Below are 13871 nucleotides of genomic sequence, written 5' to 3'. Positions count from 1 at the left end.
TTAAGAAAGCTTATTTATCGTGGTCTTCTAAAACAAACTTATAACCAACTCCTTTTACTGTTTTAAAGTGATCATCACCAATTTTTTCTCTCAGTTTTCTAATATGAACATCTATAGTTCTACCACCAACAACAACTTCATTTCCCCAAACTGTATCTAAAATAACTTCTCTTTTAAAGACTTTACCAGCTTTAGAAGTTAACAAAGAAAATAATTCGAATTCCTTTCTAGGAAGTGATATTTTTTTACCAGCTTTATAAACAACATATTCATCTCTGTCTATAACGATATCACCAATTTTAAAAATCTCTTCGGTTTCTTTTTCAGTTTTTAGTCTACGAAGTAAAGATTTTACTTTACTAACTAAAACTTTAGGTTTTATAGGCTTTGTAATGTAGTCATCTGCACCAGCTTCAAAACCTGCAACTTGAGAATAGTCTTCTCCTCTTGCTGTTAAGAAAGCAATAATAACGTTTTCTAAAGAATTTATTTTTCTGATTTTTTCACAAGCCTCAATACCATCCATTTCTGGCATCATAATGTCTAATAAAATTAGATGAGGGGTGTTTTTTTTAGCAGATTTTACAGCTTCAACACCATTCTTTGCTGTGAAAATTTGATAACCTTCATTCTTTAAATTGTAACCTACAATTTCTAAAATATCTGGTTCATCATCAACCAATAAAATCTTAATATCACTTTTATTCATATACAGATTAAAAACTATGAGTATCAAAAATAGTGATAATTATTTTACAAAAAGGAGTACTTAACAATCATTTAATCTTAGGGGTTTTAGTTAACATTAAAATAACTTTAATGTTATTCTATCAATTTATCTTCTTTTTTTTAATTTAACAATTTATTAATAACCAGCGGATTAAGTTAGAATTTAAATACTTATTATATTTACCTTCCAACATTTAAATCAAATCACACATTAAAAAAAAATATTTTTTTACTTTATTTTCAACTCTTTTTTAGTGCATTATCTTCTGGTTAAAGTGCTGAATCTTTACAAATGTAGCCGCAATAAATTCATATGTAAATGGAAGTTTTGTTTTGAAAACTAGTGTTAATTGGATGTATGTTGTTTAACGACAGTCTATTACTGTGTTAAATTTAGCTGCATTAATGTTAAGACAAGGTTCGTCACAAAGTATAATCACTTCTATTGCTATATCTGGTGGAAATGGAGTTTTTTCAGTAAAATTTTACAAGAGTTTTACAGATTCTGTAATTAGGAATGTTGAGCTTTTTTATTTTCACTATCTTTAAGTCAAGAAAAAGAAAAACGTATTGCTATGAATTTATCTGTAAAGTTAAATGATGTCCTTTTTTTGGACATTGAAACTGTACCTCAAAAAGAAAACTGGAAACAACTTTCTAAAGAAACTCAAGAACTCTTTGCAAAGAAAACTCAATACCAACGTAAAGAAGGTTATACCGCAGAAGCCTTTTATGAAAGAGCAGGTATTTGGGCCGAATTTGGTAAAATAGTATGTATTTCTGTTGGTTATTTTATAGATATAAAGAAGAGCAAGCAATTACGTTTAACTTCTTTTTTTGGTGATGATGAACATAAATTATTAACGGAGTTTAAAGTTTTATTGGATCAACATTTTGTTAAGAAAAGCAATGTTTTATGTGCTCATAACGGAAAAGAATTTGATTTTCCTTTTATAGCAAGAAGAATGATTGTTCATCAAATAGAATTACCAAAGAAACTAAATTTGTTTGGTAAAAAACCTTGGGAAGTTCCACATTTAGATACTTTAGAATTGTGGAAATTTGGTGATTATAAACACTACACATCATTGAAGTTATTGACTTCTATTTTGGGTATTCCATCTCCAAAGGATGATATTGATGGAAGCGAAGTTGCTGGTGTTTATTATAAAGAAAAAAATATACAAAGAATTGTAAGCTATTGCGAAAAAGACACAATAGCTGTAGCTCAAATTTTATTGCGTTTTAATAATCAAGAATTATTAAAACTAGAAGATATTGTTAGTGTGGATTAATCTTCTATTTTCATAGAAAGCTCTAACCAACGCTCTTCCTTTTCCTCTAATTTTGTGATTGTTTCTTGTAGCTCTTCAGATTTTGCTGCAATATCATCAGGTGCTATTTCAACGTTTAAAAACTGCTTCTCTATTGCTTCTTTTTTTCTTTGAAGTCTTTCAATATCACTTTCTAAAGCACCAAATTCTCTTTTTTCATTAAAGCTTAATGCATTTTTATTTTCTTTTTTAGCAGGTTTTTTCTCTTCCTTTTTTATGACGTATTTTTCTGTAATTTCTTTTGTGCCAGAATTGTCATACGCTCTAAAATCTGAGTAATTTCCTGGGAAATTTTCAACAACACCTTCGCCTCTAAAAACAAAAAGTGCATCAACAATTTTATCCATAAAATACCTGTCGTGAGAAACAACTAAAAGATTTCCTGGGTAATCTAATAAGAAGTTTTCTAAAACATTTAGGGTTACAACATCTAAATCATTTGTAGGCTCATCTAAAATTAAGAAGTTAGGATTCTGAATTAAAACGGCGCATAAATACAAACGTTTTTGTTCTCCACCAGATAATCTTTCAACAAAATCATATTGTTTCTTTTTATCGAATAAAAAGCGTTCTAATAATTGTGAAGCAGAAATTTTTCTTCCTTTTGTTAAAGGGATAAATTCTCCAAATTCTTTAACTACATCAATTACTTTTTGTCCTTCTTTAATCTGAATTCCAGCTTGTGTGTAATAACCATACTTTACAGTTTCACCTAAAATAACTTTACCGCTATCTAATTCAGATGTTCCTGTAATAATATTTAAAAAAGATGATTTTCCTGTTCCGTTTTTACCAATAATTCCTACACGTTCTCCACGTTTAAAAATATATTCGAAACCGTCTAATATTTTCTTATCACCAAAAGATTTAGATACATTATGAAGTTCAAGAATTTTACTTCCTAAACGCTCCATATTAATTTCTAATTGAACTTGATGATCTTGTCTACGTTGGTGTGCTTTCTCTTTAATTTGATAGAAATCATCTGTTCTTGACTTCGATTTTGTAGTTCTAGCCTTTGGCTGCTTTCGCATCCATTCTAATTCCTTTTTAAATAAACTTTTAGCTTTTCCTAAATTGGTAGCTTCTAAAGCAATACGTTCTTCTTTATTTTGTAAATAGTAAGAATAGTTTCCTTTGTATTTGTATATTTTACCTTCGTCTAATTCCAAAATTTCATTACAAACACGCTCTAAGAAATAACGGTCGTGTGTAACCATAAATAAGGTAATCTTTTCTTTTGCAAAGAAAGCCTCTAACCATTCTATCATTTCTAAATCTAAATGATTTGTTGGCTCATCAAGAATTAATAAATCTGGTTTATTAATTAAAACAATTGCTAAAGAAAGACGTTTTCTTTGTCCTCCAGAAAGTGAACCTACTTTTAAAGTTAAATCGTCTAATTTTAATTTTGATAAAATCTGTCTGTATTGAGTTTCAAAATCCCAAGCATTATGTTGGTCCATTAAATCGAAAGCAGCTTGGTATGCATCTCCATCATCCAAGTTCTTTAAAGCCTTTTCATATTGATTAACAATAGAAAGAATTTTATTATCAGTAGCGAAAATAGTTTCTTCGATAGTTAACTCTGGGTTAATATCATCTTTCTGAGCTAAATAAGCCATAGAAATACCTTTTCTACTAACTACTTGTCCAGAATCAGGAACATCTAAACCAGCAATAATATTTAAGATTGATGTTTTTCCACTACCATTTTTAGCTACAAATGCAACTTTTTGATCTTTACTAATTCCAAAAGAGATGTCTTCAAACAAAACACGTTCTCCATAAGCTTTAGAGATATTTTCTACTGATAAATAATTCACAGAAATAAATTTATTTTTTGCAAAGAAACAAAAAACCCAAGCGTTAACTTGGGTTTTTGATGGCATTTAATTTTTAAGGGGGATTCTTGGGGGAATTAAATTAAATGTTTACTATGATATTGTAAATATAGATCTAATAAATCTCCTTGTCAATCCCTGAAAACAGTGAAATTTTTACCTCACTGAAAATGGTGAGATATTTCACTGAAATCAGTGATTAAAATGAAAAAACCCAAGCAATTGCTTGGGTTTTAATGAGAAGTAATTCAAATAATTTTATAGTTTTATGAATTTTTCTATAATAATTTCTTCTCCATCATTAATTTCTATCAAATAAATTCCTACTTTTAAATTAGCAATATTGATAGATTCTTTAGAAATACTTCCAGATTTTATGGTTTTACCAGTAATATCTATAATTCTAAAGCTATTTTGTCCTTCTGTAGCTAATCTTACATTTAGTAAGTCTTTAGCAGGATTTGGATACATTTTAAATGTCTTGTTAGACTCATTAGAGTTGTAAGTGACATATAAACTAGTATTATTAGCAGCAGTGTTTGTAAGGCTAATATTATCTATAGCAATATCTGCTTGCCAAGTTGCACCAGTAATTCTATTAAATCTTAACTGAACTGTGCTTCCTAAGTATGAAGAAAGATCTACACTTGCAGATAACCAAGAGTTTCCTAGGTTTCCAGATTGACTCCAAATACTTGTCCAAGTTGCTCCATTATCATTACTAGCTTCTAAGTCCATTGTTCCCATATCTGTAGCTCCATACATATGATAATCAAAATTAAATGATGCAACTGATAATCCAGATAAATCAAAACAAGGAGAATTAATTATAGCTTGTTTTGTTGGGTAACCTGTTCCGCTTCCAGAAGCTTCAACATAAATATAGTAAGTACCTTGGTTTGCAGAAGCAGGACCTGTATTACTAGAAGGAGTTGTGCTTGAGTTTACAGACCAGTCAATATCATCAGATGAAGATTGACTCCAAGAACCAAGTGTGTTTTCAAAACCTTGAGTATAAGGGAATGATGTTATTTCTGCTGTACATCCATTTCCTGTGCTACCTCCATTTGTGATTTGAACATTGTCTAAGGCAATATCAGCTTGCCAAGTGCTTCCAGTAACTCTATTAAAACGTAATTGAACACTACCTCCAACATAAGCATTTAAATTAACGCTAGCATTTAGCCAAGAATTACCTTTATTTCCAGATTCATTCCAGATGCTAGTCCAAGTAGAACCATTATCTGAACTGATTTCTAAAGCAATTGTTCCTATATCAGCAGCTCCATACATATGATAGTCAAAAGAAAAAGAAGCTTCTGTTTCACCTGATAAATCATAACAAGGAGAATTAATTATAGCTTGTTTTGTTGGGTAACCTGTTCCATCGCCTGAAGCTTCTACATAAATGTAGTAAGTACCTTGATTTGCAGAACTTGGTCCTGTGCTACCAGATGGAGTTCCTCCAGAATTTATAGTCCAATCAATATCATCTGATGAAGATTGTGTCCAAGATCCTAAAGTATTTTCAAATCCTTCACTATAAGGAAAAGTTGAAACACCATTAGTACAACCACCAGTGCTAACGTTATTTACGTTTACTGTTCTTGAAACTTGAGTTGCAGCATTTCCAGCAGCATCACTTACATTGTAATTTACAGTATAAGTTCCTGCTAAATTTGTGTTTACTGTTCCTGTGGTGATTATGCTAGAAGTTAAATTTCCATCAACATTATCTGTTGCAGTTGCTCCTTGTTCTGTATAAGTATCACCAACTGTTAGATTAGTCGTTGACGCTCCGTTTAATGTTATAATTGGAGCTGTTCCATCACTAACATTTACAGTTCTTGAAACTTGAGTTGCAGCATTTCCAGCAGCATCACTTACATTATAATTTACAGTATAAGATCCTACACTACTTGTGTTTACTGTTCCTGAAGTAACTATGCTAGAAGTTAAATTTCCATCAATATTATCTGAAGCTGTTGCGCCTAATTCATTATAAGTATCACCAACATTTAAATTTATTGTTGATGCTCCTGTTAAAGTAATTATTGGAGCAGTTGTATCTGCAACTCCACCAGTAATATTTACGGTATAGTCTTCAGTTTCTCCATAATCAAATGAACCACAAGCAGAAGGAGTAGCATTATATTGCATAACAACACGCATTCTTGTTGCACCTGTAATTGCTGATGTTGGCACAGTAAAAGAACCACTTACTGGTGTTGTTTGTGAAGCTGCGTTTGTCCAAACAGTTTCACCACTATCAACAAAATCTCCATCTTTATTATAATCAATAAAAACAGCATAACCTTCGCTATATACAGTTCCTGTCCAAGTTGGAGTTATAGTAATTGTTGAAGAAGCTCCTTTAGTTAAACTTGTAGATTGAGAAGTGTAATCTGCATATCCTCCAGATGAAGCACCAGAAGTATTATTAATACTTCCTAAATTTACATTACTAATATATTCATCAGCAACACTATTTCCGTTAGAAGCACAGTAGTTAAGTTGCACTTCTGTTGTTGTAAAACTTGCTGATGCGCTATATGCTGATGTAGAATTATCTGGACACTTGCTTCTTACTTGTATTTCGTATGAAGTTAGTGGAGTTAATCCTGATAAAGAAGTAGATGTTCCTGCAACTGCAGAAGTAGCCCAAGTAGAGGTTCCTGTTTGTCTGTATCTAAAATCGTAAGAAGTACCAGCAACTGCATTCCAAGAAGCTGTAGCTGTAGAAGATCCAAATCCATCAATAGTAAGATTAGAAGGAGTTGTAGCATTACAAATAACAGGTGTTCCTGTTAAACCAGTTACAATTAAAGAGTAATTTTGACTTCCACCAGTTAAAGTTCCTTTGTTGGTTACAGTAATTGTGTAAGTTCCTGAAGCATTTGCAACATCAACTCTTTCATAAGGGTCAACATTATTGTCTTGTTTAGCGTTTGTTGTTGCTCCTGTTAACTCATAAGGGAAACTTGTTGTTCCTCCTTGAGTAACTCTAATATCTAAATCATTTACTAAAACAGGTGTTGTTAAATTTACAGTTCCTGTATTAGCTGTTCCTGCTCTATCTGTCCAAGAAATTGAAGCTATTAAATCATTAACACCATCAGAATCTACTGTGATTTGATATGATTGACCACTTGTTAATGTAAGTTCTTCGATCTTTGCTTCATTTCCATTTTGTGTAATAGCTTCTGCTGCTGCTTTAGTATTCATTAATCCCCATCCAAAAATTGCATCAGGTCCAGAAACTCCAGAATCATCTGCAGTGTGCAGTGCTAATCCTTTTAAGGTTGCTGCTTTCATAAAAGAACCATTTACATTATTAGCGTGTTGTTGCAATAATATTAATGATCCGGCAACATTTGGCGAAGCCATTGATGTTCCTGAAATTGAATTATATGCAGTATCACTAGTTTCGTAAGTAGAATATACAGAAACTCCATTACCAGCAATATCTGGCTTAATACGGAAGTCATCAGTTGGTCCTTCACTACTAAAAGTAGCAATTGTAGTACTTATTAAGTTTCCGTTTGCATCTACATTTGCATCATTAGCTGCTGCAACTACTAAGTTATTTTTTGATGTTGAATGACCTGTTAATTTGTCAAATCCTGAACCTCCTGTTGGGTTTGTATTCGCTGTATCATCTGTACCGTCATTTCCAGCGGCAACTACCATTAAATAATTTGGTGCATTAAACATAATTTCATCCCAGTCTCTAGAGTCTTCTATGTAACCACCAAAATAATATTGAGGTAATTGTACTTGACCAGCACTGTTTCTTGCGGCATAACCATAAGAGTGATTGGAAATTAGCATACCATTTGCAGCAGCTGTAGTAGCTTCAGCAAGATCACTGTTCCAGTCATATCCTATTGCTTGAGCGTGAGAAGCCATACCTTTTGCATTGGCAACTACTCCTGAAGCTATAATTGTTCCTGTTACGTGGGCAGAGTGGTAATTTAAAGAACCTGAATCTCCTGTAGAAAATCTATTATTTCCACCAGCTCCATCATATTCTTGATGAGATGCTCTTGCAACTCCACCATCCCAAACATAAGCGGTCATATTTTGTCCGTCTAAGTTTAAACCTAAAGATCCTCCAGAGTTTAAGTGATCTACTCTAGTAGATTTTGCTGCGGCAACATTAAATGTTGTGTAATAAATAGGTTTTCCGTTTACTACTTTCTGGAGTTCTTGTAATTCACCTTTTTTGTTTGTGAATTTAATTTTCCATCCTTTTTCTTTTGCAATTTTGTTTGCTTTTAGTTTTTCAATAGAAGCCTTTTCTTTGAAATCCTTTTTTAAAATGGTTAATTTTTCTTGATTGTACTTGCCACTAATTTTTTTCAACTCAGTTTGCTTTTGTGCATGCAAATTAAAGTTGAACGCGAAAAAAACTCCTATAATAAGAAGTTTACTGAAGTAACTTTTTTTCATTGTTTTTGTGGTTTTTAAATAATGATTATTTGAATTAATTTGTATCGCTTTTTTTTTGAAAAGTCTAAACGATGAGACTTAAATGGTGTGTGAGTTATAATTTAGAACCATTATGCTGTTTGACGGTTTTGAAATTTTGATTGCAAAATATTTTATTTTAAAGTTAAATAAACTTAATTAAATGAATTATTCGTTACAAACTTATAATTTTATTACTAATATCGCAATCACTGAAAACGGTGAAATATTGTCCTCACCGAAAATGGTGAGTTCTCTAACTGTTTTCAGTGAGGTAGAAAAAGTAAAATTGAATTCTAGCTTTTTACATCTCCCTTATTAATGGTATATTGCATGCTTAATTTTGATAAAAGAATAATATGAAGATAATTGTACCAATGGCAGGGATTGGGTCTCGTTTAAGACCTCATACTTTAACAGTTCCAAAACCTTTAACTGTAATTGCGGGTAAACCAATTGTACAACGTTTAGTAGAGGATATTGCTTCTGTAATTGATGAAGAAATTGATGAGATAGCATTTGTTATAGGTACAACAGCTAAAGGATTTCCGACAGATACAGAAGAACAATTGTTAAAAATTGCTAAAGAATTAGGTGCTAAAGGATCTGTTTATGTGCAAGAAGAAGCTTTAGGAACTGCACATGCAATTTATTGTGCAAAAGAATCTTTAAGTGGTCCTTGTGTTGTTGCTTATGCTGATACTTTATTTAAGGCAGATTTTAAACTTGATGCAAATGCAGATGGAGCAATTTGGGTGAGTAAAGTAGAAAATCCAAGTGCTTTTGGTGTTGTAAAATTACAAGATGGTTTTATTACCGATTTTATAGAAAAACCAAAGGACTTTGTGTCTGATTTAGCGATTATTGGAATTTATTATTTTAAAAGTGGAGATAAATTATTAGAAGAGATTCAATATTTAATTGATAATGATTTAAAAGAAAACAATGAATATCAATTAACAAATGTATTAGAATCATTAAAACTACAAGGAGCAAAGTTTATTCCAGGAACCGTAAATACTTGGATGGATTGTGGTAAAAAAGACCCAACTGTAGATACTAATAAACAAGTTTTAGGGTTTGAACATGAAGCAGGAAACAATTTAGTTTCTAAAGATGTTGTTTTAGAAAATTCAGAAATTATTCAACCTTGTTTTGTTGGAGAGAATGTTGTGCTTAAAAATACAAAAATAGGACCTTATGTTTCTATTGGAGCAAACAGTGTTGTAGAAGATTCTACGATTGTTAATTCTCTAATTCAATCTAATGTAGAAATTTCTAATGCAAATTTAGATAATGCTATGATTGGAAATTATGCTAAATATAATGGTAAATATACTTCTGTAAGTATTGGTGATTATACCGAATTAACATAAATGATTACAATATTTGAGAAAAAAGAACAGAGAAAAAAGAGAGCTATTTATTTTAAGTATGCTCTCTTCTCTATTTTTTGTATTCTTTTCTCTTTAAAGTCTTACACACAAGATAGTATACCAGTTGCTAAAGATTTAACCGAAGAAAAAGAGTTAGACTTTCAGCAATTTTTTTTTAAAGCTTTATCAGAAAAATCAATTGGTAATTATCAGAAAGCCATTGAAAATTTAGAAAGCTGCAATCAGGTTTTAACAAATAATGTTGCTGTTTTCTTTGAGTTTTCTAAAAACTACTTATTGCTTAACAAAACCTTACTTGCAAAAGAATATATAAACAGAGCTTTAATAACAGCGCCAAATAATATTTGGATGCTAAAGCATCTGGTTAAAATTCATATAAAAGATAGAAGTATTACTGAAGCAATTGCGATTCAACAAAAAATAGTTGCTATCAATTTAAAAGAAAGAGAGTTTTTGTTGAAATTATATCTTAAAAATAGAGATTATAAAAAAGCAATTTCTTTAATGAATGCGATGGAGCAGGATAATGCATTGTCTTCTAACTTTAAAAACTTAAAAAATAATCTAGAAAAAAGAAAAAGAAAGGTTGTTGTTGAAGAAAAAACAAGTGATGTTGTTTCCTTAAAAGATCAATTTAAGTCCAATAAATCGTATACTATTTTAAAGCAAATTTTAGACGAGTCCAAAAATAATACAGAAGAGCTTTTAAAGTATAGTAATGAGGGAATTTCGCTGTTTCCTGCACAGCCTTATGTGTATTTTGTAAAAGGAAAAGCATTGAATTATCAGAAAAAGTATAAAAAAGCGTTATTGAGTTTACAAAATGGTATCGATTTTGTTATTGAAGATACTATGGAAGCAGATTTCTACAAAGAAATGGCAATTTCTTATAAAGGTTTAGGTAACTTTAAAGAGGAAAAAAAGTTTATTGAGAAATCAAATAAAATCAAAAGTTAAGAATGAAATTTATAAAATATTTTGTGGTTCTTTTAGTTGTATTTACTTCGTGTAAAGCAAAAAAGAATTTAATGGATTCAAATGTAGTTGCCGAAGAAATGTCGGCTAAAAAGATAGCTAGAAAACATATTGCATCTAATTTTGATAAAAAAACGGTTGATGCAAAACTGAAGGCAAATTTTAATAACGGAAAAATAAAACAAGGTTTCTCTGTTAGTTTTAGAATGAAAAAGGATGAGGTTATTTGGTTAAAAGGAACGAAGTTTATTACGCTGTTTAAAGCAAAAATTACACCTACATCTGTTCAGTTTTATTCTTCTTTGAGTAAAAAATATTTTGATGGAGATTTTTCGATGCTAAAGAAAATATTAGGAACAGATATTAATTTTGATCAACTTCAAAATTTATTATTAGGGCAATCTTTAATGAATGTTAAGAAGCAAAAACAAGAGGTAATTATACAAGATAATTCTTATGTTTTGTCACCAAAAGTGCAAGAAGATTTATTTGATATTTTCTTTTCAGTAAATCCATCTCATTTTAAATTAGATAAACAATCTATTGTTAATTCAAAAAAGAACCAAAGATTAGACGTTTTTTACCCATCGTATAAAATAGTTGACGATGCAGTTTTTCCATCAGAAATTAAAATAAAAGCAAAACAACCAGGTAAGTTTACGAATATAGATTTTATTGTAAAATCTGTTCAGTTTAATACCGATGTTAATATCTCTTTTTCAATCCCTAAAGGGTATAAGCAAATTAAAATATAGTGAAAAGTAAAAAAATATACATACCAATTTTAGTCTTTTTTCTAAGTGTTTTTTCTGTTTTTGGTCAAACGAGAAAACAATTAGAGGTACAGCGTAAAAAACTGAATAAAGAAATTAAACAGGTAAACACGTTGCTTTTTAATGAAAAGAAAAAAGAGAAGAATGCTTTAGACGATTTAAAGGATATCAATAAAAAAATTGAAGTTAGAGCTAAACTAATTTCTACGATTAATGCAGAAGCGTCAATTTTATCAAAAGAAATTGCTGTAAATGAAGCTAAGCTTAAAAAATTAAATAAAAAATTAGCTGAATTAAAAGAGGATTATGCGGATATGATTTTTAAATCATACAAAAGTAAATCTCAACAAAGTAGAACGATGTTTTTGCTTTCGTCTCAAAATTTTTATCAAGCTTATAAAAGGCTTGAGTATATGAAACAATATACTTCTTTTAGAAAAAATCAAGGAGAAGAAATTGTTGAGAGTACAAATTTTGTTCAAAAATTGAATGATTCTTTATTTTTTCAGAAGAATGTAAAAGACACTTTAATTTTATCAGAAAAACAACAGAAACAACAAATTGAAGCTGATAAAAAGAGTCAAGAAAAGTTATTAACTACTATTAAGAAGAAAGAAAGTAAGTATAAAAAAGAGCTTCAAAATAAAATTAAAGAAGAGAAAAGAGTTGTTGCTAAAATAGATAAAAAGATTCGTGAAGAAATTGCACGAGCAAATAGAATTGCATTGGCAAAAGCAAAAGCAGCAGCAGCGAAGTTAAATTCAAAACCTAGTTCTAAGCCTAAATCGGTTAAGAAAAATGAATTTATTTTAAGTCCTGAAGCAAAAGCATTAGCAACAAAGTTTGAATTAAATAAAGGTAAATTACCTTGGCCTGTTAGTGAGGGTATTGTTGTTAGAAGGTTTGGTAAGCAGCCTCATCCTTCATTTCCTGGAATTACTATAAATGGTACAGGTTTACATATTGTTACGAAACAAGGAAGGGAAGCTAAGTCTATTTTTAATGGAAAAGTGTTGAATGTTTTAGTGAATTCTGAAGGAAGAAGAAATGTATTAATTCAACATGGAAATTATATTTCATCTTATAATAACTTAGAAAAAATCTATGTTAAAAAAGGTGATAATATAAAAACAGGACAAAAAATTGGTCAGATTTTTACAGATAAAGTTTCTAAAAAGACCAAAATAGTTTTTGTATTGTTTAAAAATACAACACGTTTAAATCCATCTTCTTGGATTTTAAAAAGATAACTTAACTCTCCGGTTGAGGTGAGTATTTAATATTTTTTTGAAGAATAACAGCGTTAGGCATTGTTATTAGCTCCTTTTCTGGTGTTCTTAATGTGATAAAAAAAGCGCCAATATCTCTAATTTCACCAGTAATATTATTGTCTTTTTCTAATATAGTAATAGTGTCTCCAATTTTTACTGGATAATTTATAAATAAAATTATACCAGCTGTAATGTTAGAGAGAATAGACCATTGTGCAAAAAAAGCAATACCTAAAATCGTTAAAAAAGAAGAAACATAAACGAGTAATTGTTTTTCATCAACACCCCAAATAAAAGAGACAACAACAATTACAGTAATATAAATTAATACTGTAATTATTTTATTTGTGACTAAGATTCTTGCTTTCTGAAAGCCAAATTTTGTTTGAATTTTTTTTAAAGAATTCGTAATTAACAAGCGAAGAAAAAAAGCAGTTACAAAAATGGCAACTGAATAGATGATTTTGTAATTGTATAGTTCCATAATTTTAGATTAATTAAATAAAGCTTTTAAGGCTGTAGCATCATGAGCGTCTAATTTACCAGCTAATACTAAACTTAACTGTTTACGTATTAGAGCTCCTTTAAAACGTTCTTTTTCTAATTCAGTTTCAGGAATTATTTGTGGAATCGGTACCGGTTTACCTGCTTCGTCTACAGCAACAAAAGTATAGATACCTTCATTTACTTTTGTTCTAGATCTAGATTGTCTGTCTTCAATCCAAACATCAACATAGGTTTCCATAGAAGATTTAAATGCTCTAGAAACTTTCGCTTCTAAAGTTACTACACTTCCTACAGGAATAGGTTTGTTAAAAGCAACATGATTTACAGATACTGTAACAACAATTTTTCTTGAGTGTCTTCTTGCAGCAATACTACAAGCTCTATCCATTCTAGCTAATAGCTCGCCACCAAAAAGGTTGTCTAAATAATTAGTTTCCCCAGGTAAAACTAAGTCGGTAAGTGTTGTTAAAGATTCTTTTGGTGTTTTTGCTTCCATCAAAAAATATTTTTTGCAAAGATAGCAATCGCTTATTTAAAAGTGAAAATTAAAAATGTTAAAGAAAATTGAATT

The 13871-nt window shown here is 30.2% G+C and carries 10 protein-coding genes; 5 read left to right on the top strand and 5 right to left on the bottom strand.

Going from position 1 to position 13871, the window contains the following annotated elements; all coding sequences use genetic code 11:
* Positions 1-10: 10 nt before the first annotated feature.
* Positions 11-709 (bottom strand): response regulator transcription factor, encoded by a 699-nt coding sequence (locus BTO07_RS10320; protein WP_087521150.1) that lies wholly within the window; start codon positions 707-709, stop codon positions 11-13.
* A gap of 595 nt (positions 710-1304) precedes the next feature.
* On the opposite strand from BTO07_RS10320, the gene BTO07_RS10315 reads away from it, so the two are divergent.
* Positions 1305-2024 (top strand): 3'-5' exonuclease, encoded by a 720-nt coding sequence (locus BTO07_RS10315; RefSeq protein ID WP_087521149.1) that lies wholly within the window; start codon positions 1305-1307, stop codon positions 2022-2024.
* Here BTO07_RS10315 and BTO07_RS10310 read toward each other — a convergent pair.
* Together BTO07_RS10310 and BTO07_RS10305 are read right to left on the bottom strand one after the other, a co-directional pair.
* Entirely contained in the window at positions 2021-3889 is a 1869-nt protein-coding gene (locus tag BTO07_RS10310) for an ABC-F family ATP-binding cassette domain-containing protein (protein ID WP_087522610.1), read from the bottom strand. The two genes, BTO07_RS10315 and BTO07_RS10310, sit on opposite strands and share 4 nt — an antisense overlap.
* A 276-nt stretch (positions 3890-4165) precedes the next feature.
* The gene (locus BTO07_RS10305) at positions 4166-8272 is read right to left on the bottom strand and encodes an immunoglobulin-like domain-containing protein (RefSeq protein ID WP_232457009.1); all 4107 of its coding nucleotides are present in this window, start codon (positions 8270-8272) and stop codon (positions 4166-4168) included.
* A 464-nt stretch (positions 8273-8736) separates the two neighbouring features.
* Between BTO07_RS10305 and BTO07_RS10300 the strand changes: the two genes are divergently transcribed.
* Genes BTO07_RS10300 through BTO07_RS10285 form a run of 4 tightly spaced genes read left to right on the top strand, consistent with a single transcriptional unit; the run spans position 8737 to position 12772 of the window.
* Positions 8737-9753 carry a sugar phosphate nucleotidyltransferase gene (locus tag BTO07_RS10300; RefSeq protein ID WP_087521147.1) on the top strand — a complete coding sequence of 339 codons (1017 nt, stop codon included), beginning with the start codon at positions 8737-8739 and terminating at the stop codon, positions 9751-9753.
* Positions 9754-10731: a tetratricopeptide repeat protein gene (locus tag BTO07_RS10295; RefSeq protein WP_087521146.1), complete on the top strand. Its 978-nt coding sequence runs from the start codon at positions 9754-9756 to the stop codon at positions 10729-10731.
* A 2-nt stretch (positions 10732-10733) separates the two neighbouring features.
* The gene (locus BTO07_RS10290; RefSeq protein WP_087521145.1) at positions 10734-11504 is read left to right on the top strand and encodes a DUF4292 domain-containing protein; all 771 of its coding nucleotides are present in this window, start codon (positions 10734-10736) and stop codon (positions 11502-11504) included.
* On the top strand, positions 11504-12772 hold the full coding sequence (locus BTO07_RS10285; RefSeq protein ID WP_198342452.1) for a murein hydrolase activator EnvC family protein: 1269 nt from the start codon (positions 11504-11506) through the stop codon (positions 12770-12772). The genes BTO07_RS10290 and BTO07_RS10285 overlap by 1 nt, the downstream gene beginning before the upstream one ends.
* Position 12773: 1 nt before the next feature.
* Here BTO07_RS10285 and BTO07_RS10280 read toward each other — a convergent pair whose 3' ends face one another.
* Both BTO07_RS10280 and BTO07_RS10275 read right to left on the bottom strand, forming a co-directional pair.
* Positions 12774-13277 (bottom strand): mechanosensitive ion channel domain-containing protein, encoded by a 504-nt coding sequence (locus tag BTO07_RS10280; RefSeq protein WP_087521144.1) that lies wholly within the window; start codon positions 13275-13277, stop codon positions 12774-12776.
* Between the two features lie 9 nt (positions 13278-13286).
* Entirely contained in the window at positions 13287-13796 is a 510-nt protein-coding gene (locus BTO07_RS10275; RefSeq protein ID WP_087521143.1) for an acyl-CoA thioesterase, read from the bottom strand.
* Positions 13797-13871: the final 75 nt, after the last annotated feature.

It is taken from the genome of Polaribacter sp. SA4-12, assembly GCF_002163675.1.
Classification (GTDB): Bacteria; Bacteroidota; Bacteroidia; order Flavobacteriales; family Flavobacteriaceae; genus Polaribacter.
Note: the sequence above shows the minus strand (reverse complement) of the source record. Positions and strands in the feature narration are given on the sequence as shown.